21 protein-coding genes and 1 pseudogene are annotated in these 24680 nt (G+C 72.2%); 6 read left to right on the top strand and 16 right to left on the bottom strand.

Annotated features, from left to right (window positions below):
• Positions 1 to 197: 197 nt before the first annotated feature.
• The 4 genes from ACZ5DC_RS29505 to ACZ5DC_RS29490 form a co-directional block, all read right to left on the bottom strand.
• The gene (locus ACZ5DC_RS29505) at positions 198 to 320 is read right to left on the bottom strand and encodes an alpha/beta fold hydrolase (RefSeq protein ID WP_468657665.1); all 123 of its coding nucleotides are present in this window, start codon (positions 318 to 320) and stop codon (positions 198 to 200) included.
• A 14-nt stretch (positions 321 to 334) separates the two neighbouring features.
• Positions 335 to 1099, bottom strand: a complete 765-nt coding sequence (locus tag ACZ5DC_RS29500) for an alpha/beta fold hydrolase (protein WP_468657663.1) — start codon at positions 1097 to 1099, stop codon at positions 335 to 337.
• Positions 1100 to 1305: 206 nt separating this feature from the next.
• Positions 1306 to 1443 carry a hypothetical protein gene (locus ACZ5DC_RS29495; RefSeq protein ID WP_468657661.1) on the bottom strand — a complete coding sequence of 46 codons (138 nt, stop codon included), beginning with the start codon at positions 1441 to 1443 and terminating at the stop codon, positions 1306 to 1308.
• Positions 1444 to 1560: 117 nt separating this feature from the next.
• Complete coding sequence (locus ACZ5DC_RS29490) at positions 1561 to 1689, bottom strand: hypothetical protein (protein ID WP_468657659.1); 129 nt, start codon at positions 1687 to 1689, stop codon at positions 1561 to 1563.
• A 394-nt stretch (positions 1690 to 2083) separates the two neighbouring features.
• Here ACZ5DC_RS29490 and snpA point away from each other — a divergent pair.
• From snpA to ACZ5DC_RS29470, 4 genes and pseudogenes are all read left to right on the top strand, one after another.
• Positions 2084 to 2740, top strand: a pseudogene (gene snpA, locus ACZ5DC_RS29485) (snapalysin); the annotation flags it as partial.
• A gap of 330 nt (positions 2741 to 3070) precedes the next feature.
• Complete coding sequence (locus tag ACZ5DC_RS29480; protein WP_468657657.1) at positions 3071 to 3640, top strand: hypothetical protein; 570 nt, start codon at positions 3071 to 3073, stop codon at positions 3638 to 3640.
• A gap of 139 nt (positions 3641 to 3779) precedes the next feature.
• Positions 3780 to 4232, top strand: a complete 453-nt coding sequence (locus tag ACZ5DC_RS29475; protein WP_468657655.1) for an SRPBCC family protein — start codon at positions 3780 to 3782, stop codon at positions 4230 to 4232.
• A gap of 524 nt (positions 4233 to 4756) precedes the next feature.
• Positions 4757 to 5776 carry a GlxA family transcriptional regulator gene (locus ACZ5DC_RS29470; RefSeq protein ID WP_468657653.1) on the top strand — a complete coding sequence of 340 codons (1020 nt, stop codon included), beginning with the start codon at positions 4757 to 4759 and terminating at the stop codon, positions 5774 to 5776.
• A gap of 100 nt (positions 5777 to 5876) precedes the next feature.
• Here the strand turns inward: ACZ5DC_RS29470 and ACZ5DC_RS29465 are convergent, their stop codons facing one another.
• The 4 genes from ACZ5DC_RS29465 to ACZ5DC_RS29450 all read right to left on the bottom strand — a co-directional run bounded on the left by ACZ5DC_RS29465 (position 5877) and on the right by ACZ5DC_RS29450 (position 14153).
• Complete coding sequence (locus ACZ5DC_RS29465) at positions 5877 to 7373, bottom strand: SLAC1 family transporter (protein ID WP_468657652.1); 1497 nt, start codon at positions 7371 to 7373, stop codon at positions 5877 to 5879.
• Positions 7370 to 9397 carry a 1-deoxy-D-xylulose-5-phosphate synthase gene (gene dxs / locus ACZ5DC_RS29460; protein WP_468657650.1) on the bottom strand — a complete coding sequence of 676 codons (2028 nt, stop codon included), beginning with the start codon at positions 9395 to 9397 and terminating at the stop codon, positions 7370 to 7372. The genes ACZ5DC_RS29465 and dxs overlap by 4 nt, the downstream gene beginning before the upstream one ends.
• 171 nt (positions 9398 to 9568) lie before the next feature.
• A complete protein-coding gene (locus ACZ5DC_RS29455) occupies positions 9569 to 11050 on the bottom strand; it encodes a CoA-acylating methylmalonate-semialdehyde dehydrogenase (RefSeq protein WP_468657648.1) in 1482 nt (493 codons plus the stop codon).
• 352 nt (positions 11051 to 11402) lie between these two features.
• On the bottom strand, positions 11403 to 14153 hold the full coding sequence (locus tag ACZ5DC_RS29450) for a multifunctional oxoglutarate decarboxylase/oxoglutarate dehydrogenase thiamine pyrophosphate-binding subunit/dihydrolipoyllysine-residue succinyltransferase subunit (protein ID WP_468657646.1): 2751 nt from the start codon (positions 14151 to 14153) through the stop codon (positions 11403 to 11405).
• Between the two features lie 583 nt (positions 14154 to 14736).
• Between ACZ5DC_RS29450 and ACZ5DC_RS29445 the strand changes: the two genes are divergently transcribed.
• Entirely contained in the window at positions 14737 to 15774 is a 1038-nt protein-coding gene (locus ACZ5DC_RS29445) for a TDT family transporter (protein WP_468657644.1), read from the top strand.
• A gap of 158 nt (positions 15775 to 15932) precedes the next feature.
• On the opposite strand, the gene ACZ5DC_RS29440 is transcribed toward ACZ5DC_RS29445, so the two are convergent.
• Entirely contained in the window at positions 15933 to 17411 is a 1479-nt protein-coding gene (locus tag ACZ5DC_RS29440) for an MFS transporter (RefSeq protein ID WP_468657642.1), read from the bottom strand.
• Between the two features lie 243 nt (positions 17412 to 17654).
• Between ACZ5DC_RS29440 and ACZ5DC_RS29435 the strand changes: the two genes are divergently transcribed.
• A complete protein-coding gene (locus ACZ5DC_RS29435) occupies positions 17655 to 18599 on the top strand; it encodes a helix-turn-helix domain-containing protein (protein ID WP_468657640.1) in 945 nt (314 codons plus the stop codon).
• A 171-nt stretch (positions 18600 to 18770) separates the two neighbouring features.
• Here ACZ5DC_RS29435 and ACZ5DC_RS29430 read toward each other — a convergent pair whose 3' ends face one another.
• From ACZ5DC_RS29430 to ACZ5DC_RS29400, 7 genes are read right to left on the bottom strand one after another with little or no spacing between them, the layout of a single operon-like run.
• On the bottom strand, positions 18771 to 19214 hold the full coding sequence (locus ACZ5DC_RS29430) for an NUDIX hydrolase (RefSeq protein WP_468657638.1): 444 nt from the start codon (positions 19212 to 19214) through the stop codon (positions 18771 to 18773).
• Complete coding sequence (gene pyrE, locus ACZ5DC_RS29425) at positions 19211 to 19720, bottom strand: orotate phosphoribosyltransferase (protein WP_468657636.1); 510 nt, start codon at positions 19718 to 19720, stop codon at positions 19211 to 19213. The genes ACZ5DC_RS29430 and pyrE overlap by 4 nt, the downstream gene beginning before the upstream one ends.
• Before the next feature lie 50 nt (positions 19721 to 19770).
• Positions 19771 to 20724, bottom strand: a complete 954-nt coding sequence (locus ACZ5DC_RS29420; RefSeq protein ID WP_468657634.1) for a dihydroorotate dehydrogenase — start codon at positions 20722 to 20724, stop codon at positions 19771 to 19773.
• Positions 20721 to 21542: an iron-sulfur cluster-binding protein gene (locus ACZ5DC_RS29415; RefSeq protein ID WP_468657632.1), complete on the bottom strand. Its 822-nt coding sequence runs from the start codon at positions 21540 to 21542 to the stop codon at positions 20721 to 20723. Before ACZ5DC_RS29415 ends, ACZ5DC_RS29420 begins: the two co-directional genes overlap by 4 nt.
• Positions 21539 to 22135 carry an NADPH-dependent FMN reductase gene (locus tag ACZ5DC_RS29410; RefSeq protein ID WP_468657630.1) on the bottom strand — a complete coding sequence of 199 codons (597 nt, stop codon included), beginning with the start codon at positions 22133 to 22135 and terminating at the stop codon, positions 21539 to 21541. The genes ACZ5DC_RS29415 and ACZ5DC_RS29410 overlap by 4 nt, the downstream gene beginning before the upstream one ends.
• Positions 22132 to 23604 (bottom strand): 4-hydroxyphenylacetate 3-hydroxylase family protein, encoded by a 1473-nt coding sequence (locus tag ACZ5DC_RS29405; RefSeq protein ID WP_468657628.1) that lies wholly within the window; start codon positions 23602 to 23604, stop codon positions 22132 to 22134. The genes ACZ5DC_RS29410 and ACZ5DC_RS29405 overlap by 4 nt, the downstream gene beginning before the upstream one ends.
• On the bottom strand, positions 23601 to 24668 hold the full coding sequence (locus ACZ5DC_RS29400) for a PLP-dependent cysteine synthase family protein (RefSeq protein ID WP_468657626.1): 1068 nt from the start codon (positions 24666 to 24668) through the stop codon (positions 23601 to 23603). Before ACZ5DC_RS29400 ends, ACZ5DC_RS29405 begins: the two co-directional genes overlap by 4 nt.
• Positions 24669 to 24680 lie beyond the last annotated feature (12 nt).

Below are 24680 nucleotides of genomic sequence, written 5' to 3'. Positions count from 1 at the left end.
CCGACCCACGTCACCGCAGACGCCCGGAGGAGCAAGCGGACACGCCGGTCACATCGCCGTCATGCACCGCGGGCATCGCCGCGTCGGCGGGCTGCCGGCTGCAGGTTCACCGGCCCGGCCGAGGCGATCACCGTCGGCTGGTACGAGCGGGAGCCGCGCGGCGGGGAAGACCCCGAGAGATCGCCGTGTACACGTCGTCACCCACCAGTCTCCTGGAACCATTCCCGCAGGCGCTCCAGGAACTTTTCCGGCTGTTCTTCGGCCATCCAATGGCCCGAGCCCTCGACCGCGCGGACGGTGACGTTTTCGGCGACCTCCAAGAGCATCTTCTCCGCTATGGGCAGGAAGAAGCTGGCGGTCCCCCGAGTCCCAGCACGGGCATCTTGATCTTGCCCTTCTCCGCCAGGATGCGCCGGTTGTCCTCGGCGTCCTTCTCGAACGCCCTGAACAGTTCGATGCCCGCCCGCATGGCTCCTGGCTGTGTGTAGTCCGCGACGTAGCGCTCCGCGTCCGCGATCGAAATGGCGTCAGGATTGGCACTCAGCCTGACGTAGAACGAGCGCAGGTACGGGAATTCGTGGCCGGCGATGAGCATTTCGGCGGCGTTGTCCGCCGCGCCGTGCATGTGGAAATGCCAGATCCTGTTCTTGCTGTAATTGGTCGTCGCCACAGCGTTTTCGTATCCCTCGGTGCCCGGGATGGGGGCTTCCGAGACCATGAGGCGTGCGACCTCGTCCGGCCAGAGGGTGGCGTAGGCGTAGCCGACCAGCATCCCGAGGTCGTGGCTGACGATGGTGATCGGTTTCTGCACGCCGAGGTGCCGCAGCAGTGCCCTGATGTCGCCTGCCATCGTCTGTTTGTCGTAACCGCCCTCGGGCTTCGAGGACCCGCCTGCGCCCCGGACGTCGGGAGCCACGACGAACCAGCCGTCGGAGTGCAGGGGTTCTATGATGTGGCGCCATTCCCACCAGGTCTGGGGCCAGCCGTGGATGAGCACGATGGTTTTGTCGTCCCCGCCTTTGGACGGCGGTTCGCCCGCGGTCACGTAATGGATGCGGACGCCTTCGTGTTCGAACATGTTGTGGTGGAACTCAGGCATGGTGTTGCTCCTGGAGGAAATGGGCGGTTCGGCTGTCCCGCCGACCGGTTGATGGGGGCCTCCTTCGCGTATCACCTGCTTGATCCGACAGCGACGCGCTCTTGAAAACAATACGACCGGTGCGACAGGGCCGCATACCGACGGCGTATATGTCAGCTGTACGCAATTTCGGCCGGACCCGGGAAGCGCTACGGCACCCCGGCCGGTCACTTGGCTGGACGGCGCAGGAAGAGGTCCGGCTTCGCGGCTTGGCGAGCAGAGACATGGGCGGGCGAGGCGCCCCGGACGGAGGCGATGCCGACGACGGTCTCGATCGTGTCGTAGAGCGTGTCCTCCTCACGCACCGCGGGTGCGGACCACTCCGTGAGGTGGCGGCCGTCGCCTGCCTGCCGCCCGCGTGGGGGGGAGTCGCCGACCGCGAGGCCCCTGGACCGCGGCGGCGTCCGGCAGGCGGGAGTGCTTCAGAAGACGCCGGCGGAACGGTCGCCGCGTCCGGTGATGCCGGACGGACCAGCTCCGCCAGGGAACGCGATCGTCACAGCCGTCCGTTCCCGTTGATCGATGAATGCCGATCCGGTGACGTCGGTCACGGCCATACGCCAATCAACCAGAGCTCTTAGTAGACGCGCCGCGATGAGTATGCACAGCTTTGTCCATTTTGGACTGGATGGGCATCCGGTCGTACGTACGAGAACTCCGCCCGGTCGGCATGCGTACCAACTGCGCCGTTCTGTGCGGCTTCTGACGTCACGACAGCTTCATCCTGCTGTCGCCATGTCCTGATCGGGTGCCTGCGCGCCGGCCCAGCGAGGTCCCGGGGCCTACGAGGCGGCGTAGTGGCGGGACCCGTTGCGCACCCTGTCGAGCCGTTCTAAGAATGGCGGCCCACAGGACGTCGCCGCAGTTGAGAGCCGGTGTTCACACCGACTCGACCGCGCACTGCGGCGATCGGTCACCGAGTGAGCAGGAGCCCCCTACGTGAAACTGTCCCGACCGTCCCCGAGACTCCTCTCCCTCGCTCTCGGCCTGGGTCTGGCCTCCAGCGCGCTGGGCGCGGTAGTGCCGGCGAGCGCACAGCCGGCCGCCACCCCGCCCGCTTCCGCCGGTACCTCCGTGGCGCGGTACGACGGGTCGGCCCAGGAGGCCGCGAACAACAAGGCGCTTCTCGATGCTGTGGTCAAGTCGGTCGCCGAGAAGCGCGCCGCCCAGCCCGGCGCGCAGGCAGTGACCCTCTACTACGACGCCTCCAAGGCGCCGAGCTTCCGCTCACAGATATCGAGCGCGGCCTCGATCTGGAACGCCTCCGAATCCAACGTCAAGCTCAAAGAGGCCCAGGCTTCGAGCGGTGCCGACTTCTCCTACTCGGAGGGCAACGACCCCCGGGGGTCCCACGCGGACACCAACGGCCACGGAAAAGGCTCCGTCTTCATCGACTACGCCCAGGCCCAGCAGAACGACTCGATCCGCGTCGTCACCCACGAGACCGGACACGTGCTGGGTCTTCCGGACGACTACAGCGGGCCGTGCAGTGAGCTGATGTCGGGCGGCGGCCCCGGCCCGTCCTGCACCAACCGGTACCCGGACGCCACCGAGCGCGCGCGTGTCGACCAGCTGTGGGGGACCACCGGACTCGCGCAGGCCCCGGGCACGGGGAACCAGCCCGCGGAGGACCCGAGCGCCGCACCGCAGGTACAGCCGCCGGTACAGCCGCAGGTACAGCCGCCGGTACAGCCGCCGGTACGGATCGTGCCGCCGGGCGACGGTCCGTGGCATCCGGTCCACCGTGCGCCCTGACCGACGGCCGGGGTCTGGTTGACGACGGCAGGGCCCGACCGCGGACGAGAGCCACGGCAAGCCACCGGCCACGACTGGGCGATCAGCGATCGCGAGCAGCCCGTCACCGGGCGAGGGTGATCGGAGACCTGCCCTGTCATCGGCTCGCCGATGTCCCGCATCGCAAGGAGCGCCGTCATGTCCGGACGCAATACCGTCATCCGCAGCCTGCACGATCTGGGGCTGGCCGCGTGGTTCGGCGGCTCCCTGATGGGCGCCGTCGGTCTCAACGGCGCCGCCCGGCAGGAAGGCGGTACGGAGACCGGCCAGGCGCGCATCGCGTCAGCCGGCTGGACCAAGTGGATGCCGGTCAGTGCGGCCGCGGTCGCCGCGCACCTGTACGGCGGCGGAGGCCTGCTCGCCGTCAACGCCCACCGGGTGTGCAAGCAGAAGGGCGTGGCCGGCTCCACCACCGCGAAGACGGTCGTCACGGCGGCGGCGCTGGCCGCCACCGCCTATGCCCGCGTCCTGGGCAAGAAGATCGAACTCGCCTCCTCCCCCGACCCCCAGGACGCCGGGAAGGCAGCCGAGCACCCCATCGACACCGCCGAGGCCCGGCGCCGGCTCGCCTGTGTGCAGTGGGCGGTGCCGGCCCTGACCGGAGGCCTCGTGGTCCTCAACGCCCTGCACGGCGAACAGCAACGGCCCCTCGAGCAACTGCACGGGATGTGGGAGCACGCCCGCGCCGTCACCCCGCTTCTGCCCTGACGGTCAGCCGGTCGCCGGCGCTGTCGTGCAGGCGTCGGCAAAGGCCGGCCGCGACGGGCGTACGCGGGCAGGCATGAGAACCGCCTCAGGAGGAACCTGTCACAGCACAACTGACATCACCTTCCGGAGAGGATCACCCGTGTCGCAGGTCGAGGAATCCATCGAGGTCAACGTCCCCGTCAACGCCGCCTACAACCAGTGGACCCAGTTCGAGGACTTCCCGCAGTTCATGGACGGCGTCGAGCGCATCGAGCAGCGCAGCGACACCCTCACCCACTGGGTGACGAAGATCGGCGGAGTCACGCGGGAGTTCGACGCGGCGATCACCGAGCAGATCCCGGACGAGCGGGTCGCCTGGACCAGCGTCGACGGTGAGGCCAAGCAGGCCGGCGTCGTCACGTTCCACTACATCGACGCGACCACCACGAAGGTCATGCTGCAGCTCGAGTACGAGCCCGAAGGGCTGACCGAGACCGTCGGCGACAAACTCGGCTTCGTCAAGCGGCAGGCCACCGGCGACCTGAAGCGCTTCAAGGAGTTCATCGAATCCCGCGGCGGCAATGAGACCGGCGCCTGGCGCGGCGAGGTCTGACACCGCCGACCGTGGAACTCCACCCTGTCATCCGCCCGGGCGCGGGGCCGGCTCTTCGACCGGACCCGCGCCCGGTCCCGCCGGGGCCGTCAACGCGGTGGGTCGCGTGATCTGTTCACCCGTGTCCCGCGTCCCCGGCAACGGGGTACGCGCGTGTGGCCGCAGGGGTCCGGCGAGACGGACGTGACGGGCGCCGTCGAGGACGACGACCGGTGCCGGCCGGAAGCCGGCGGTGTGGTCCGTCAAGTCCGTGATGGTTCCGCGCAGTTCCTGGGCGCGGTCCACAGCGGGGACGGGCGGCGAGCCGGTGCGCACGACTCCCGCGAAGGGGCCGGGCACGCGAGCGTGTTGTCCCGTGACACGAACCGGAACGCGGCGCGGCGCGGCGGCCGTCGCGGCACCGCGGGACAGCGGTACTGGCCGGGCCGACTGGGAGGCTGCGCCTACCAACAGGGAGCCAACAGGTCGTGGCATCGGCGTGCGGGGCGGGCGCACGATGGTGGGCGGAAACCGGGAGGCGCCTCATGTACCACAAGTACCCTGGAGCGGGTCCGCTCACGGTGACGGTGTTCGTCTTCCCGGGGGTACGCCTGCTCGACGTGACGGGCCCCATCGAGGTTTTCACGTCGGCGAATGACTGGGGTGGGCAGTACCGGGTCCAGGTCGCGTCCGAGGACGGCGCGGATGTGGTCACCGCCGCCGGGACGCGTCTGGCCGCCGACATGTCGGTCGGCGACGCGCACGAGACCTGCGACGTCCTGGTGATCCCGGGTGGTCCGGAGTGGGAGACGCTGGTCAAGGACGACGCGCTGCTGGACGCCGTACGGGGGCTGAGCGGCAGGGCACGTCGCACGGCGTCGGTGTGCACGGGAGCCTTCCTGCTGGCCGCGGCGGGGCTCCTGGACGGCCGGCGGGCGGCGACCCACTGGCGGCATACGCGTGAACTGGGCCTGCGCTACCCGTCGGTGCGTGTCGAGCCGGACGCCATCTTCGTGCGCGACGGGAAGATGATGACTTCCGCCGGTGTCACCGCCGGGATCGATCTGTCCCTCGCCCTCGTCGAGGAGCACTACGGGGCGGAGGTCGCCCGGGCGGTCGCCAAGGACATGGTCGTCTTCATGCAGCGACCCGGTGGCCAGTCCCAGTTCAGCGCCCGTTCCCGGGTTGCGAACCCGCGTCAGGAGATGCTCCGCGAGGTCTTGGACTCGGTCGCGGAGAACCCCGGAGGCAACCACTCCCTGACGGCGATGGCCCGCAGGGCGGGCGTCAGCGTCCGCCACGTCACGCGGCTGTTCTACGAAGAGGTCGGCACCAGTCCCGGCCGGTACGTGGAGCAGGTCAGGCTGGAGGCCGCCCAGGCGATGCTGGAGACCGGTGACGACCCCATGGCGGTCGTCGCGCGGCGCACCGGTTTCGGTTCACCCGAGTCGCTCCGCAGGGCCTTCGTGCGCCACCTGGGCGTGACACCGGCCGCGTTCCGGGCCAGTTTCCGGACGACCGGCCTGGGCACCGGCGACCGCACCTCCACGGCCGGCCGGTCGTAGTCCAGGCGTCCGTGCGCGGGCAGCGTCGGGGGCTGTCCGGCCGGAACCGCGCGGGCTCCCCTTCACGGTCCACGGCAGCGTCCGGGACGGCGTCGCATCGCTACCCCGCGGGCGGCCCCTGCCCCGCACCGGCAGCGCAACCGTGCACGGCCGTGCGGCGGGGCCGGAGCCTCGCGGCCGCCATGGCGACGAAGACGACGGCCCAGAACACCGCCGCGATCCAGACCTCCCAGCGGCCCGCGCTCGTCATCCAGGAGCTTGCGGTGACACGTCCCAACTCGTGTGTGGTGACCGCGTACATGCCGACCGGGAAGACGAGGTTCCACCAGCCGAGCTCGTAGCGCAGCGGAACGCGGCGCAGGGCGTGCCGCCATACGCCCAGGGCCAGCAGGAGGGGGATGAGCCAGCTCGCGAACGACCACAGGACGACGGCCGACCCGACCAGGAGCGGGCGCGACAGCACGGCGCCGCCGGGCGGGAGGGCGATCAGCCGCACCGCGGCGAGCACCGCGATCGCCGCCGCTCCCATGAAGATCCAGACGGACGTCATGAGACCTTCCGGCTGGACCGGCCGGCCCAGCAGCCGGGCCAGGACGATGCCGGCGGTCAAGAGGTACTGCGTCAGGCCGACGGACCAGCACACCACCGCCAGCACGGGCAGTACGTGGCCCGGGATCACCCGCGCGAGCGAGGCCGCCGCGACCGCCACCGACTCCGATCCCACCGCCCACAGGAACCAGGTGCCGTTCACCTGGTCGAACGAGGGCCCCCGTTTCAACGTGGTGATGAGCGCGACCGGAATGCCGTAGTCCAGCACCACCCACCCCAGCGTCCCGAACGCCAGGAACGCACCCGCGAGCGCGGTGTGGCCGTCCGGCACGAAGCGCGCGGCCAGTACGTTGGAGGAGATGGCGAGGGTGAGGAACGCGAAGGCGCGCGGCCCGAGGAGGTCCGCGACGAACCGCTCTCGCCACCGCAGCAGCCGCCAGCCGTAGGCCGGTACCAGGACGGCGAATCCGGCTAGTGCCACCCACAGCAGTGCCGCGGAGGCGGTGCCGGCGCCGTTGACGTACAGGGCCGTGGAGACGATGCCGGTGCCCATGACGAAGGCCAGCGCGCCCGCGTTGAGGTCGGCCACCGCGGCGGACAAGCCCGCGCGGCGGCCGGCCGGCCGGACACCGGACGCGGTGTCTCGGGGCGTGGGAGGTCCGGCGTCCGGACGCCGTTCGTCGCGGGGGCCGGTGTCGGTGAGCCATTCGGCGAGGACCGCGGCATGGCTGCGGCCCGTGTCCTGGGCGGCGGTCAGCAGGGTGAGGCCGCCGTGTCCGGCCAGGTCCCGCAGTCGGGCAGCCGCGTGCTGGTGCCGCTGGTCGCCCAGTTCGGTCCGGTAGCGGCGGCGGAACTCACCGAATTGCAGGGGGTTGCGGTCGTACCAGCGCTGCAGTTCGACGGAGGGTGCGACCTCCGGCACCCACGCGTCGAACGGCGCGCCGTCCCGGCGCGCGCCCTGCGGCCAGACCAGGTCGACGAGCACGCGCACGCCGTCCTCGGAGGGCGTCTGCTCGTCGATTCCACGGCAGATGATCTCGGCTGTCACACATCCTCCGGATGCCCCCGCGGTAGAGACGTTACCGATATGTGCGTTTCACCGCCTTTCGGGCGCCGGACGGTCGGGGCATCGTCCGGCACCACCCCGGCGGCAGCCCCGGCAAGGGCCTGGGTGACGGTGTGCGCGATGGCCTGGGCCGTCAGGCCCGCCTCCATGAGAATCTCGGCACGGCCGGCCTGGCGGGGAAACCCGTCGGCCACGCCCAGGACACGCACCGGAGTGCGGATGCCGGCTTCCTGCAGCGCCTGGCTCACGGCGGTACCCACTCCCCCGTGGCGCAGGCCGTCCTCGACCGTGACGACCAGCGCGTGATCGGCGGCGAGGGCGGTCAGTTCACCGGGAAGCGGCTTGACCCACAGCGGGTCCACCACGGTGACCTCGACCCCGTGCCGGGCACACAGCCCCGCCGCCTCGAGGGCGACCACGGCCATCGTCCCGACGGCGATCAGCAGGACGCCGCCGGCGACGGCGCCCTCACGCAGCACATCGACCGCACCGGCTCGGCCGACCGCCGGAACCTCCGGGCCGACGGCGCCCCGCGGGTAGCGCAGGACCGTCGGCGCGTCAGTGACCGAGACCGCCTGCACCAGCCGCTGCCGCAGCGTAGGGGCATCCCGGGGAGCCGCGATGCGCAGCCCGGGGACCGCTTGGAGCATCGCCAGGTCCCAGAGCCCGTTGTGGCTGGGTCCGTCGTCACCGGTGACTCCGGACCGGTCGAGTACGAGGGTCACGCCGAGCCGGTGCAGCGCGAGGTCCATCAGCACCTGGTCGAGTGCGCGGTTCAGGAAGGTGCCGTACAGGGCGATCACCGGATGCAGTCCGGCCATGGCCATCCCGGCGGCCGAGGCGACCGCGTGCTGCTCGGCGATCCCGACGTCGAAGAAACGTGCCGGGTACCGTGCGGCGAAGTCGTTCAGACCGACCGAGCCGGGCATGGCCGCGGTGATCGCCACGACCTCCGGGTGCGTGTCCGCCAGGTCCACCAGTTCGCGGCCGAACGCCGCCGACCAGGTCAGACCGGCAGCCCGCAGGGGGCGCCCCGTCCGCGGGTCGATGGTGCCGACGCCGTGCAGGTGGTCCTCCTCGTCCTGCTCGGCAGGCGCGTATCCGAACCCCTTGCGCGTGATGCAGTGCACGACGACGGGCTCGCCGTGGGCCTTGGCCCGCTGCAGGGCCTCTTCCACGGCGGTGAGGTCGTGGCCGTCGACGGGACCGAGGTAGTGCAGTCCCAGCGCGCCGAAGAGCGAGTGCGGCGCCACGGCCTCGGCGGAGCCCTCCCCGGGACCCGGCCTCAGCCCCTCCTTGATGCCCTCCTTGAGGCCTTCCTTGGCCGCGTGCAGGGTGCGGTGCAGCGCGCGCCCCGGCGTCCCGGCGCCGCCGAGGACCTGTCTGCCCCAGCCCGCCAGACGCTCGTAGCCGGCATGGCCGCGCAGGGCCGCCAGGTGCCTCGCGAGTCCGCCCACCGTCGGCGCGTACGAACGGCCGTTGTCGTTGAGGACGATCACCACGGGCCGGTGGGGTGCCTCCGCGATGTTGTTGAGAGCCTCCCAGGCCAGCCCCCCGGTGAGTGCTCCGTCGCCCACCACGGCGACGATGTGCCGGTCCGTGGCTCCCGCGAGCGCCCCGGCTTTGGCCATACCGTCGGCGTACGACAGCGCGGCCGACGCGTGGGAGTGCTCGATGTGGTCGTGCGCGGACTCCTCCCGGCTGGGGTATCCGGACAGACCGCCGCGCTGCCGCAGGCCGGTGAACTCACCGGCCCGCCCCGTCACAATCTTGTGGACGTACGCCTGGTGCCCGACATCCCACAGCAGCCGGTCACGGGGGGAGTCGAAGACCCGGTGCAGTGCCAGGGTCAGTTCCACCACGCCCAGGTTGGGCCCCAGATGCCCGCCCGTGGCCGCGACGTGCCGGACCAGGAACTCGCGGATCTCCCCGGCCAGCCGCACCAGCTCCGGACGGCTCAGCCCCCTCAGGTCCGCGGGCTGTCCGATCCTTGCCAGCAGGCTCATGCCGCTGCTCCTTCCTCGCGGTGACGACGGTAGATCCGGAAGAGGCCGGGGGCGGAGGTTCCCGCAGGTCACGTCGGCCGCACATCAGGACGTGGAAGACCTCGTGGCACGCCGGACTCCGGCCACTGCGGTCGCCGGCCCCCGCTCGGCCGGAGCGGGAGCGGAACGCCGTCAGCCGGCCGCCGTCCCGGCGGAGTCCGGCCAGCGGCTCGTGACGACCTTGCCGCGCGTGTAGAAGTGCACGGCTTCGCTGCCGTACATGCGGTGGTCGCCGAAGGCCGAGTCCTTCCAGCCGCCGAAGGAGTGGTAGCCCACCGGCACCGGCATCGGCACGTTCACGCCGACCATGCCGGTCTCGGCCTCCAGCTTGAACCGGCGGGCCGCACCGCCGTCGCGTGTGAAGATCGAGCTCGCGTTGCCGAACGGGGAACCGTTGATGACGCGCATGGCCTCCTCGTAGGTCTCCGCGCGGACCACGCACAGGACGGGGCCGAAGATCTCGTTCCGGTAGGCGTCCGACCGCGTACTGACCCGGTCGAGGAGCGAGATGCCCATCCAGTGCCCGTTCTCGAAGCCCTCGACGGTGAAGTCCCTGCCGTCCAGGACCACGTCGGCGCCCTGGGCGGCCGCCCCGGCGACGTAGTCCGCGACCTCGTCGCGGTGCTCCCTGGTGACGAGCGGGCCCATCTCGGACCCCGGCTCGTTGCCCGGACCGATCCTGACCTTCGTGGCCCGCTCGACGATCCGGGGCACCAGCGCGTCGCCCGCGGAGCCGACGGCGACCACCACGGACACCGCCATGCAGCGCTGCCCCGCAGAGCCGTAGGCGGCGGTCACGGCGGCGTCGGCGGCGGCGTCGAGATCGGCGTCGGGCAGCACCAGCATGTGGTTCTTCGCGCCGCCGAGGGCCTGGACGCGTTTGCCGCTCGCGGACGCCCTGCGGTAGACGTGCCGGGCGACCGGCGTGGAGCCCACGAACGACACGGCCGCCACGTCCGGGTGGTCGAGCAGCGCGTTCACGGCGGTCTCGTCGCCGTGGACGATGTTGAGCACACCGTCGGGCACACCGGCCTCGGCCGCGAGTTCCGCGAGGAACACGGAGGCGGAGGGAGCCTTGCTGCTCGGCTTGTGGACGAAGGTGTTCCCGCAGGCGATCGCCATGGGGAACATCCACATGCCGATCATCGCGGGGAAGTTGAACGGCGAGATGCCCGCGACCACGCCCAGCGGCTGGCGGAGCGACTCCACGTCGACGTGGTCCGACACCTCCGTGGACGTGTCCCCCTTGAGGGCCGTGCCGAGCCCGCAGGCCAGCTCGACGATCTCCAGGCCCCGCGCCACCTCGCCCAGCGCGTCCGTGTGGACCTTGCCCTGCTCGGCGGTGATCAGCGCGGCGAGTTCGTCCCGGTGCGCGTCCAGCAGCTCACGGTAGCGGAAGAGGACCGCCGTCCGCCGCGCGAGGGGTGACCTGCGCCAGGTCGCATAGGCCTCCTTCGCCGCCGCGACCGCGGCATCGACCTCGTCGGCTCCGGCCATCGCGACCCGTGTGGTGACCTCTCCGGTCGCCGGGTCGGTCACACGGCCCCAGGTGCCGGAAGCGGCCGCGGCGTCCCCGAAGGGCTTGCCACCTATCCAGTGGACGACGGTCTTCATTGCGGAACTCCTTCAGAGGTGAGGGCGGCGGGCTGTCATACGGCTCCGGGCGCCCGCCACAAGGGCGTCGAGGTCAGCCGGAGGGTCCGCGGCCCGGCCACGGATTCGCCTGCACCGCCCGGACGGGCAGGACTGCCGACATCGAAGCTACGTCTCCGATCCGCGCGTTCGGGCGCTGCGGAGGCGCACGGCCCGAAGTGCCCGCGGCGTGTCCGGAAGTGCCGTGGGGTGGATCACGCGCGTGCCGAACGCCGGACCCGAGCCGTAGCGGGGGGGGTGGACCTCGGTGCCTCTCCTGCGAGGGGAGAGGCACCGTCGCTCTCGGGCATCGCCGGGGCGGCGACGGGATCCGTCAGCGGAAGGCTGCCTCCACCAGCTCCTTCTGCTCGGCCGCGTGCCGTCTGCCGGAGCCCACCGCGGGGGCCGAGGCGGGCGGCCGGCCCACCAGTTCCGGGGAGCGGTCCGCCAGCCGCTCCACGTGCGGCCGCACGAACGACCACGCGCCCTGGTTGCCGGCCTCCTCCTGCACCCACCGCACCTCGGCGTCACGAGGGAAGCGGGCGAGTTCAGCGGCGAGTTCGGCGTTTGGGAACGGGTACAGGCGCTCGAGCCGGACGATCGCGGTGTCCCGCAGGCCGGCGTTCCGCCGGTACGCGTCCAGGTCGTAGAAGACCTTCCCCGAGCACAGCAGCACGCGCCGGACCCCGGCACCGTCGACCGCTGCGTCCGGCAGGACCGGACGGAAGGAGCCCGCGGTGAAGTCCGTCAGCCCGGAGGTGGCCTCCTTCAGCCGCAGCATCGATTTGGGGGTGAACACCACCAGCGGCCTCCTGCGCTCGGTGAGCGCCTGCTGCCTGAGCAGGTGGAAGTAGTTGCCGGGCAGCGTCGGGACGGCGACGGTCATGTTCCCCTGCGCGCACAGCTGGAGGAACCGCTCGATCCTGCCCGAGGAGTGGTCGGGACCCTGCCCCTCCAGGCCGTGGGGCAGCAGCAGCGTGACCCCGGAGCGTTCTCCCCACTTCTGTTCCGACGACGCGACGTACTCGTCGACGACGCTCTGCGCGCCGTTGGCGAAGTCGCCGAACTGGGCCTCCCACAGCACCAGGGCGTCGGGCCGCTCCAGCGAATAGCCGTACTCGAAGGCCAGGGCCGCCATCTCGGACAGCATCGAGTCGTAGGGGGTGAAGTCCGCTGCGCCCGCGCCGAGTCCGTTCAGCGGGGTGTACTCCGCTCCGGTGCGCCGGTCGGTGAGCACCGCGTGGCGCTGGCCGAAGGTGCCGCGACGGGAGTCCTGACCGGCCAGCCGCACCGGGACCCCCTCCATCAGCAGCGAGCCGATCGCCAGGGCCTCGGCGGTGGCCCAGTCGACGGTTCCGGCGTCCAGCATCGTGGTGCGCCTGCGCAGCTGCGGCAGGACGCGCGGGTGGACGGTGAAGTCCGCCGGCTGCCCGGTCTGAGAGGCGAGGACGTGCCGGGCGGTGGCCTCCGTGATCGCGGTCGGCCTGCGCACGGCGGTGCCGTCCTCGGAGCCCGTCGGGGTGGCGGGCCCCGGGGAACCGGTGGCCGGCAGGGCCCGGGTCTCGGCGAAGGCCCGTTCCAGGCGCTGCCGGTAGTCCCGTAGGGCGCCCTCCGCCTGCCGCTCGTCGATGGCCCCGCTGCCGACCAGCGCGCGTGCGTACAGCGTACGCACGGACGGTGTGACGCCGATGCGGTCGTACATGCCCGGCTGGGTGATGGACGGGTCGTCGACCTCGCTGTGGCCGTGCCTGCGGTAGCAGACCAGGTCGATGACGACGTCCTTGTGGAACGTCTGGCGGTAGTCGAAGGCCAGGCGTGCGATCCGGACGACCGCTTCGGGGTCGTCCGCGTTGACGTGGAAGACCGGGGCCTCGACCGTCCGCGCCACGGCGGTGGCGTAGGTGCTGGAGCGGCCGCTGGCGGGCGAGGTCGTGAAGCCGAGCTGGTTGTTGATGACGACGTGCACCGTCCCGCCGGTGCGGTAGCCGGGCAGCTGCGACATGTTCAGCGTCTCGAAGACCACGCCCTGCCCGGCGAAGGCGGCATCGCCGTGGACGACGACCGGCAGGACGGAGAAGTCCTCGCCGCCGCCGTCGGCCAGGTCCTGCTTGGCGCGCACGACCCCCTCGGCCACCGGACCCACGATCTCCAGGTGAGAGGGGTTGGCCACGACGGAGACGGCGAGCGAGCCGCCGTCCAGGGCGCGGTAGGTCCCGTCCGCCCCGAGGTGGTACTTCACGTCGCCGGTCCCCTGGGCCGACAGGATGTCCACCGCGTCGTCGAACTCGTGGAAGATGCTCCCGTACGACTTGCCGACGATGTTCGCGAGGACGTTGAGCCGGCCCCGGTGGGCCATGCCGATGACCGCTTCCCGCACCCCGCGCCTGATGCAGCGGTGCAGCAGGGCGTCCAGCAGCACGATGGCCGACTCGCCGCCTTCGAGCGAGTACCGCTTCTGGCCGACGTACTTGGTCTGCAGGAACGTCTCGAAGGCCTCGGCCGCGCCCAGCCGGTACAGGATCTGCAGCTGGTCCGCCCTGTCCGGCAGGGGTGGGGGCCCTTCGATCCGCTCCTGCACCCAGCGGCGCTCCTCGACGGCCTGGATGTGCATGTACTCGGCGCCCACCGTCCCGCGGTAGGACGCGTGAAGGACGTCCAGCACGGCGCGCAGGGTCATGGTGTCGCGCCCGGCGAAGCCGTCGACGACGAACTCCTCGTCCAGGTCCTCCTCGCTCAGCCCGAAGGCCGCGATGTCGAGCTCCGCGTGTGCGGGCACCGGTCCGCCGGCCGCGAGGGGGTCGGTGCGGGCCGCCAGGTGTCCGCGCACGCGATGGGCGTGGATCAGCGCGGCGACGCGCACGGCCTTGAGTGCCGCCTCGTGCGCGTCGCCGTCCGGGGACGGCGTGCCCGTACGCCCGCGCCAGCCCGTCGCGGAGGTCCGGGAGACGAAGAAGTCCCTCCACTTCTGGTCGACCGATTCGGGATCGTGCAGGTAGCGCTCGTACTGCTCGTCCACGAGCCATTCGTTGAGGCCGAATTCCGGTCCTTGAAGCGCCCTTTCTCCGGCGCTGGATGTCGACGCCACTGGGTGGATCGCCTTCTTTCCTCGTTCGGGACAGCCGATGGCGGGCGCGTTCACGCGGGCCCCGTCGTCCGCGCGTCGCCCGCGGCGGGGGTCGCTCCCGGCGGGAGTGCGGCCGCGTTCCGTCGCGGTGGGGTGCGCGCATCGCTGACCGTGTGGCACCACCGACGCTACGGCAGCGCCGGGTCGCTGCCGGGGTCCGAAGGTGCCGGGGAGGCCTCACATCAGGACGTTGCCGGCGCCGTGCCGTGCCGGTGGACGCGGTGTCCGCCGGGAGCGGGGGCCGGACGTCCTGATGTGAGGGTGTCCTGGCACGCGGAATGCTGCGGTGGTGGCCGGATGTGACCGTAACGTCGTGGGGCCAACGAGCCGACGGCTGCGGCCGCGGCCCGTGTGCCGTGGGGGCGGGGTGCCGGTGTGCCGATTGCCGACGGTGATTGCCGACCAGAGGAAAGAAGCGTTCTCCGCCGTGACATCCGATCCCAGCGACACCCGGTCCCTCCTGTCTCGGAGCGGGCCGGGGACCCGGCACGCCGCCCATGCCCGCCCCCGGCCTCCGGCGGCCGGCGCGACGCGACGTCCGCACGTGGGCCCCAGCTGGTTCGCGGCCGTGATGGGCACCGGCATCGTCGCCAACGCGGCGGTGACGTTGCCGCGGAGCTCCCCCTGGCTGCATGACGCGGCCAGAGTGGTCTGGGTGGGGGCCGCGGTGCTGCTGGTCGTCCTCGCGGTCCGGTACCTCGGGCAGCGGGCGTTGCGGGCGCACGTCACCGATCCGGTGCTGGCGCCGTTCCTCGGGGCCCCGCCGATGGCACTGCTCACGGTGGGTTCGGGCGCGCTGCTGCTCGGCGGACCGGTGATCGGGGCGCGGACGGCCCTGACCGTCGACTGGGTGCTGTGGTCGCTGGGCACCGCGCTCGGCCTGTCCGCGACCTGCGCGGTGCTGTTCGTGATGGTCACCCGGCACCGCTTCGGGCCGGACGCGGCGTTCGGCGGCTGGCTGATGCCGGTGGTGCCGCCGTTGGTCTCCGCCGCGACGGGCGCACTGCTCGTCCCGCACACACCCGCCGGCCAGCCGCGGCTGGCGTTGCTGCTCGGCTGCTACGCGATGCTCGGGCTCGGCCTGGTGGCGGCGCTGCTGGTGCTGGCGATGGTCTTCAGCCGCCTGGTCCACCACGACGCTCCCACGGGAGCGGTGGTGCCCACGGTGTGGATCGGTCTGGGCGCCGTCGACCAGGCGGTGACGGCGATGGGCGCCCTCGCCGCGGCGACGCCGAGCGCGTTGTCCGGTCCGTACGCACGGGGCGCGGCGGCCTTCGCGCTGCTCGGGGGAATCGGGCTGTGGGGCTTCGCGATGCTGTGGCTGGTCCTCGCCACGGCGCTGACCGTACGGCAGTTGCGGTCGGGACTTCCCTTCGCGCCGACCTGGTGGTCCTTCATCTTCCCGCTGGGCGCCTGCGTCACCGGCACGAGTGCGCTGGCCGCCCGCACCGGGTCACAGCCCCTCGTGTGGACGGCGGTCGGGCTGTACCTCCTGCTCGCGGCGGCCTGGGCGGTGGTGACGTGGCGTTCGCTGCACCACGCCGCCGGCACACCGTCCGCGGCGAGGCCCGGACGTGAATGACCGTGCACCAGGCGGTGCCGCCGCCCGCGGTACACATCGTGCCGGAGAATGCGGCCTCGCCGGTCGAGGCGCGCATGACGGGAAGGCACCGCCGTGAACCTCGGGAATCGACGAAGCTCGGGCGGCTGTACGCGGGCGAGCGGAGCCCGTTGAGGGGGTCAGCCACGGGGCAGGAGGAGGCGGGAGAGGGCGGCGGTGACCAAGAGGAGGGCGGCGACAGCGAGCAGGCCGATGCGCATGCCCGGGAGGGAGAAGCTGCCGCCGGGGCCGGTGAGCAGACTGCCGAAGAGGGCGACGGCGAGCGCACCGCCGGTCTGGCGGAGGGAGTTGAGCAGCCCTGACGCGGCCCCCGCGCGCTCCTGCGGGACGGCGTCCATCAGCAGCGCGGTCAGCGCGGGCACCGCGAGCGCCCCGCCGACGCTCAGCGGCAGCAGCAGTACGAGCACCAGCCATACGGGGGTGTGCGCGGCCAGCGGCAGCATGGCCGCCATCGCGCCGGTGAAGACCAGCTGCCCGGCGACGATCACCGGCCGCCGCCCGATCCGCTCCGCCAGCCGTGGTGAGACCAGGTTGGTCGCCGTCACCACCGCCGACATCGGGACGAACATCAGCCCGGCTGTGATCCCCGTCATCCCGCGCAGCTGTTGGTAGTACAGCCCGAGGAGGAAGATCCCGCCGTAGAAGGCGGCGTTGACGGCGAAACCGACCGCGAGCGGGACGGCCACCCGGCGGTTCGTGAGCATGCCGAGCGGAACCATGGGCTGGCGGTGCCGGGCCTCCACCACGCGGAAGGCGTACCCGGAGACGAGGGCGAGCGCGGCGGCTGTCAGCACGGGGCCGCTGGTCCAGCCCAGGTGGCCGCCCTCGATCACCGCGAAGGCCAGCCCGGCCAGAGCCACCACGGCGGTGAGCTGGCCGCCGCCGTCCAGCGCGGCGGGCCGGCGCGGGGAGCGCGGGACCCGGAGCAGCAGGCCGAGGATCACCGCGCCCACGGGGAGGTTGAGCAGGAAGACGGCACGCCAGCCGGCCGAGTCGGTGAGCAGCCCGCCCAGCACGGGACCCGCGGCCATCGCCACCGAGCCGCCGACCGTCCACAGCGCGATGGCGCGGGCGCGCGCCCGCGCGTCCTCGTAGGCCTGCCGGATCAGCGCCAGCGAGGCCGGCATCACGACCGCGGCGGCGGCGCCCTGCGCCACGCGTGCGCCGACCAGCATGCCGATGCCGGGCGCGAGCGCGCAGCCGAGGGAGGCGACGGTGAACAGGGCGACGCCCCAGGAGTAGGCGCGGCGGGCACCGGCCCGGTCGGCGAGGGCGCCCGCGGAGAGCATCAGGGCCGCGAACATCAGGGTGTACGCGTCCACCACCCATTGCAGCCCGGCCATCCCGCCGCTGAGGGAGTCCCGGATCGCGGGCAGCGCGATATTCACGGCCGAGACATCGATGGTGATCACGGTGAATCCGAGCAGCGAAGCGACCAGCTCGACGCCGCTCCGCCGCTGCACGGCGGGGGGCCCGGGGGGTGGCGCGGTCGCCCGGGCCCCCTCCGCCTGTCGCCGTCGGAGCCCGGGCGCCGGCGGCTCGTCGTCGTGCCCGCGGGGGACGGCGGTGGTCCTGGACGGGGACGGGGTGGCGGGCATGGTGAACTCCTGGGCGGGTGCGGGTGGCGGCTCATCGCAGATGAACGGGCGGGCGGTCGCAGCGCGCCGGGGCCGCGGTCCGGTGTCTCGCACCCCCTGGGCTCCGGCGGCCGGGCCGCCCGCTCCGGGACCGACTCTCCGCCCGTGCCCGCCCGCCCGCCAGACCGCGCCGTACCCGGGGTGCGGCGTTCGGGGCCCTGACACGGCCCCCCACGCTCCTCGACCGCCTGCGACAATGACCGAATGGCAGCAGCAGGGGATACGAGGGGCACGGAGCTGGGCCGGTACCTGAAGGCGCGCAGGGCGCAGGTACGCCCGGAGGATGTCGGTCTCCCGGCCGGCGGGGGACTGCGCCGCACCCCCGGACTGCGCCGTGAGGAGCTGGCCGCGCTGGCCGGGGTGAGCGTCGACTACTACATCCGCCTGGAGCGCGGCCGGGAGACCAACCCCTCCCCCGCCGTCGTGGACGCCCTCGGCCGCGCCCTGCGGCTGCGCGGGGACGGCTACGAACGCCTGCACGAGCTCGCGGAACTGGCCTCGGGCCGGGTCTCGGAGCTGCCGGCGTCCTCGGACCATACCGTCCGCGACTCGGTGGTGCGCATGCTGGAGTCGGTGCGTCCGCTGCCGGCCTATGTGGTGAGCCGCTACAACCGCGTCCTGGCCGCGAACCCGCCCGGCCGGCGCCTGATGCCCGGGCTCTGGGACTGGCCGGAGAACCGCCGCAACCTGACCCGCTACCTCTTCCTCCACCCGGTCGGCCGGACGCTCTACGAGCCGTGGGAGGAAACGGTCGCGCTCTCGGTGGCACATCTGCGCGCGGTCGCCGGGGCCGACCCGGACGACCCCGAGCTGACCGCGCTCGTCGGCGAACTGGTGCTGAAGTCACCGGAATTCGCGCGGCTGTGGGAGCGGTACGACGTCTGCGAGCGCGGCGGCGGGCAGAAGTCCTTCCGGCATCCGAAGGCCGGACCGATGACGCTGACCTATGAGGTCATGCGGCTGGCCCGGACTGGCGGCCAGCGGATGGTGGTCTACCAGGCGGCCCCCGGCACCCCGGACGAGAAGGCCATGCTCCGTCTGGAATCCGCGGACGCCCGGCCGGAGTCGACGCCCTCGGACCATCGCGAGCCGGCCGCCGGGCCCTGCCCCGCCGGCCCGCCCTCCCCGGCCCACGCCCTCGCCGACTGAGCCCGGGCCGCCTTCTCCGAGTTCGTCTTGTCCTCGGTCACGGCAGCTTCTCCGTCTCCCCTCTTCGCCGTCTGGGTGACCGCGGCCGGCGTCTCCGGCAATGTCGGGGCATCCACATGCTCTTGTCGCCGGCGCCGGAGTGACCAGGCCGGCGACCCGGGTCCGGCCCGCTCAGCGCGCCAGCAGGCCTCGGTCCCACAGCAGGGGCAGGACGTGGTCCCTGACCGCCGGAGCCAGCTCGACGCCGTTTTCGGCACCGGAGATCCATCGCAGGTCCGCCAGTTCGGCGGCGGGCCGGGGCGCCTGGCTGATGCCGGCTTCGTACACCGTCATTCTCATCGGCACCTTCTCCAGGGCGGCGATGGCCTCGACGTCGGCCAGCAGGCGCGGCTCGACGGGCCGGACGCCGAGTTCCTCGTCCAGCTCGCGTGACAGCGCCTCCAGCGGCTTCTCGCCCGGATCGGGCTTGCCGCCGGGCAGGTAGAAGACCTCCGGGGCCGCTTGCTTGCTCACGACCAGGAGCCGTCCGGCGCGTGTGACGGCGGCCGCCACGACGACCAGCGGCTGGCCGTTGCCGGCCCCTGCCGGGGCGGGCACTGCGGCATGTCGCGTCATGGACGCCCTCCTCCTTCCAGCAGCTCGGCTGCCGTGAAGACGCTGCGGACCGGGACACCTGTGGCGGCGACGGTCCGTGCGCCGCCGCGGTCCACCAGGAGGACGACGCCTGTGACGGTCGCGCCCTCGGCTTCGACGGCTTCGATGGCCGTGAGGGTGGAGGAGCCCGTGGTGGAGGTGTCCTCGACCACCAGTACGTGTGTGCCGGTCAGGTCCGCGCCCTCGATCCGCTGGGCGAGACCGTGTTGTTTGGCCTCCTTGCGGATGGCGGCCGCGGGGAGTTCCCGGCCCGCCTGGTGTGCGGCCGCCATGGTGGCCAGGGCCAGGGGGACGGCGCCCAGGACGAGGCCCGCCACGGCCTCGTACCGCCAGGACCGGGCCTCGTGCAGGACGGCCGGCCCGATCAGGTCGAAGCCGCGTGGGTGGAGGCTGACACGGCGCAGGTCGAAGTAGTGGTCGGAGACAGCCCCGGAGGACAGGGTGACCTCCCCTTTGACTATGGCCAACTCTCTGATGAGGTCAGCGAGTTCACCGGTGTCACGGCGAGCTGGGGAAGTCATCGTGGCTCCAGGGGGGTGTGGGCGATTCCGACGGCGTCGCGGTAGCGGGCGATGTCGTGGGCGGCCAGGAGGGCGCGCAGTTCGGCGGCGATGCGCAGGGCGGCGTCGGGTTCCTCGAAGTTGACGGTGCCGATGGAGACGGCGGACGCCCCGGCGGCTGTGAGGTCCAGCGCGTCCTGGCCGGAACGGACACCGCCACCTCCGAGGATCGGGATGTGGGGCAGGGCCTGGTGGACCTGCCAGATGCAGCGGACGGCGATGGGTTTGATCGCGGGACCGGAGAGGCCGCCGAAGACGTGGGACAGTGCGGGCCGCAGGGTCCGCGGGTGGACGGCCGCGCCCAGGACCGTGTTGACGAGGCTGAGCGCATCGGCCCCCTCGGCGACGCAGGCCCGGGCGATCTCGACGATGTCGGCGACGTCGGGGCTGAGTTTGGCGGTGATGCGGGTGTCCGGGAGGACGCCGCGCACGGCGGCGACGACACGGGCGGCGGCGCGGGAGTCGCGGGCGAAGACCTGGTTCTGGTCCTCCACGTTGGGACAGGAGATGTTGATCTCCACCGTGTCGACAGGCTGGTCGTGTCCGGCGATGAGTCGTGCGCAATGCGCGTACGCGTCGACGCTGTGCCCGGCGATGGAGACGATCGCGGTGGCCCCCTGCTTGGCCAGCCAGGGCAAGTGTTCGTCGAGCAGTCTCCCTACGCCGTCGCCCTGCAGGCCGATGCTGTTGAGCATCCCGGCGGGTGTGACGGCCGCCCGGACGGGTGGCAGGCCCGCCCGTCGTCCTGCCAGGACCGATTTGGTGGCGATGGCGCCGATCTCCGCGAGGTCGAGGAAGTCGGCGATCTCCCGCCCGTACATGGCCGTCCCCGAGGCCAGGACGAGGGGCGTCGACAGTTCGAGTCCCGCGAGGTCGGCGGTGAGGTCGACGTCGTCCGGGCGGAGGGTCATGCCGGCCTCCCGGCGGGCGTGATCCGCTCCCATGCGAGCCGGTCGGCGGGGAAGACGGGGCCGTCGACGCAGGCGCGCAGATAGGTGTCTTCCGTGGCGAGCGGGACGGCGCAGGTGAGGCAGACGCCGATCCCGCAGGCCATGAAGGGCTCCACCAGGACCCAGCAGGGCACTTCTCGCTCGCGGCAGACCTGGAACGCCGCGTGGGCGAGCGGCGTCGGTGCGGCGACGACGGCCCGGCCGGCGCCGTCCGTCAGGGCCGCGACGCGCCGGGGCCACTCCCGCGGATCGGGCGTCGCCTCCGCGCGGGCCGCGACGCGAGGAGGTGGTTCGAGCCAGGGGGCGGCGGTCTCCTCCACCGGCTCGGGGGCGAACAGGTGCAGGCGGGTCGACCGGCCGTCGATGTGGAGGGCCTCGGCGGTGAGGAGCGCGGCGGAGGCGCCGTGGTCCACTCCGACGACCACCGTGGTGTCGTCGGCTTCGGGCAGGTGGAGCGGCGTCCCCAGGGGGCCGATGAGCGGCAGTGTGTCTCCCGCGCGCAGGTGGTCGAGCGCCCCTGGTCCGTTGCCGCCCCTGCGGGCGACCAGGCGCAGGGCCGAGGTGTCTCCGGCGTCGTGCCGCACCGCCGCCGGAGAGAACATCCAGCGGCCGGGAGGGCCGAAGCCGTGGGGAGCCGGCACCGAGACGAACTGGCCGGGGCCGATCCGGTGGGCGAGGTGCGGGGCGGCCACTTCGACGCTGGTGTAGTGGGAGTGGTCGGTGCGCAGCAGGACCGTGCCGTTCTCTCGTCCGGCACGGTGGTGCGGCGGGCGGGTCATGAACCGGCTCCCAGGGAGGCGAGGAGCGCGGGGTCGTGGCGCAGCCGCCACGTCGACTCGGCCAGCACGTGGATTTCGCTGATCATCCTGGAGAGGCGGGCCGCGGTGTCCTGTTCCGAACCGTCGTCCGCCGAGGTGTCCGCGGACGCCGCCATGCCGGTGATCACGGCGTGGGTGGGCACCGCGACGCACCCCAGGGCGCGGGCCACGGAGCGCAGATGGTCGCAGGCCTGGACCGCCGTCAGCGAGGTGCCCACGGCGACCAGTCCCACCGGCTTGCCCCGCAGGTCCGGTTCCCGCAAGTGGTCCAGGGCGTTCTTCAGCAGGCCGGAGTAACTGCCGTGGTAGCAGGGCGTGACCCAGACGAGGGCATCCGCTTCGGCTGCCTGGTGCCGCAGGTCCGCGAGGGCGTCGGAAGCCTGGGGAGCGGTGTGCAGGAGCGGGAGCTCGTGCTCGGACAGATCGCGCAGGACCGGACGGCCGCCGGTGGCGACGACGTGACGGCTCACGGCTTCGGCTACGGCGTGGGTGCGTGAGCCGTGGGACGCGGCTCCGGACAGGATCAGCAGTCGCCTGGACGTCGGGGTGTTCATGTGCGGGCCTCCTGCCGGGGCGTCGTGTCGGCAGGGACGGGCTGAAGAGCCCGGTTGACCGTCTCCAAGAGCGGGGTGGTGTCGTAGCCGAAGTACTGGGCGGCGGCCAGCCGCACCGGGTCGCCGGAGTGGTAGCGCTCGTACTGCATCTGGCGTTGGCCGAAGGCACTGCCGGTGGCGTCCCACGCGAGTTTCAGCAGCCGGACGCGGTGCTCGGCGGAGACGCCGTCGGCTCCGCGGTAGAACCGTTCGATGGAGGGCCACAGTTCGCTCGTCAGGTCCTCTTCCGCGGGGGTACTGAGCAGGCTGCCGCCGCCGAGCACCTGGATGACCTCGATCATGCGGGCGGTCATCCGGGGGAAGTGGTAGCGCAGCGCCATGACGGGTGCGATGGCGGGCGTGAGGGTGCCCCATGCGGAGATCCGGGCGTCGGTTTCGGCCGCCAGGGCGCCGGCCTTCGCCAGTTCCAGGGACCCGAGGACCTCTCCGAGCATTTCCTGCACGTGCAGGAAGGCGTTGGTCCCGGACATCTCGGCGAGGGCCACCGCGATGCCGGTGAGCAGTTCGGCCTTGACCGCGCCGCGCACGATGCCGTGCTGGCCGGTGTGGTGCCGGGCGGTCGTCGCGTCGTACAGGCGGTTGGCGGCCTCGACGTCGCCGTGGAAGAAGACCCGGTCCCAGGGGACGACGACGTCCTCGAAGACGCACGTCGCGTCGATCTCCTCGTACGGGGCGAGGGGGGTGCTGACGAGACGGGTGGGGTCGGCCACGAGCGGTTCACGGCAGACGATCCGCAGGCCCGGGGTGGCCACGGGAAGGGAGAACGCCACCGTGTAGGGCTCGTCTCCCGGGGCGTACTTGGGCAGGGGGAAGACCACTATCTCGTCGGCGACCGGGACGAGGGTGCCGATGAGTTTGGCTCCGCGGACGACGATGCCGTCGCTGGTCTCCCGGACGATGCGCAGGTGGACGAAGGGGTCGTCCTGGTCGTTGGACGCGCGGGCGCGGTTGAGCGGCGGGTTGATGGTCGCGTGGGAGAGGAAGGGGTCGCGTTCTCGGCAGTACGCGTGGAAGGCGCGGACGTTGCGGCCGAATCGCGGGTCGGTACGGGAGAAGAACTCCTCGGCGGAGGAGAACGCGGTCACCGCGGTGTTGACGAAGTCGGGCGAGCGGCCCAGCAGGCCGAACGTGGCGGAGGCGGTGGTGCGGAAGGCAAGGCCCCGTGCCCGCAGCTCCTGTGCGGTGCGCGGGGCGACGAGGGAGACGGGGTACACGCCGTCGTCGCCCTCGTGCACGAGCTGGTCGCGTAACTCGGGATCGTGCTGGAGGTCGTAGAGGCGGGCGACGGTGTGTGCGGCGCTGGCGAGGACGGGTTCGTCCAGGACGTCGTCCACCCGGCGTCCGCCGAGCCACACCTCCCGTCCGTCCCGCAGTCCCCGCAGGTACTCGGCTCCGGTGCGCACGCTCATGCCCGCGCCCCTTCCGCCGTCGTCCGTACGTCCGCTCCGGCGTGTGCCGGCTCGGCCGGCGGATGCAAGGGGGAACGGACGTGCCGCAGCAGGTCCCGGCTGGTGCTCCACAGCACGTCGACCGGGACGCCGTGGCCGGCGAGCCACATGTCGTCGTAGGACTCGTACAGGTAGTTGGCCCCCGTGTCCGGGGCGATGGCGAGCACGGGACGGCCTGGATGCTCGGCCGCGTAGGTCAGCGCCGCGAAGACGGCGGCCCCTCCCGACTCGCCGAGCAGCAGCCCCTCTTCCCGCGCCAGGACACGGCACGTCGACAGTGCTTCGGTGTCGGCGACCCGGTGCAGGGAGTCGACGTAACGGGTGTGCAGGTTGCCTGGCTGCCAGCTCAGTCCGATCCCCCGCATCTTGTACGGTGCGAAGGAGTGCCCGAACGCCGCGGAGCCGTAGGCGTCGACCGCGCGCACGTGCAGGGAGGGAAAACGTTCCTTGAGGGCGCTGCCGAGACCGCTGACGTGTCCGCCGGTGCTGGCCGTCGCGACCAGGGCGCCGAGGTCGTCGAAGTCCTTGGCGACTTCCGGTGCCGTGCGCAGCGCGTGTGCCTGGGGGTTGTCCGGGTTGTTGTACTGGTCCGGGCTGTAGGCCCCCGGGTGCCGCAGGAGCAGCTCGCCGACGCGGCGGATCCGGGCCGCCTGGTAGCTGCCGTCGGCGTCGGGGCGGTCGACCATGTCGAGTTCCGCGCCGAGGCTGGTGGCGTACGACAGCACGGACTGGGGTGTCTTGGGGTCGACGACCAGGATGACGCGGTAGCCCTTGACCGCGCCGATCAGTGCCAGGGACTTGCCCAGGTTCCCGGAGGTGGACTCGATGATGGTGCGGCCCGGGGCGAGCCGGCCGTCGCGTTCGGCTTCCTCGACCATGTGGAGGGCGGCCCGGTCCTTGATGCTGCCCGAGGGGTTGGTGCCCTCCAGCTTGACGTATATCCGGTCCTGCGGCCGGGGCAGGAGGTTGCGCAATCGGACGACCGGGGTGTCGCCGAGGGTTTCGAGTACGTTCTCGTAAATCACGTGATCTCCTCG

It is taken from the genome of Streptomyces sp. NPDC031445, from assembly GCF_055581365.1.
Note: the sequence above shows the minus strand (reverse complement) of the source record. Positions and strands in the feature narration are given on the sequence as shown.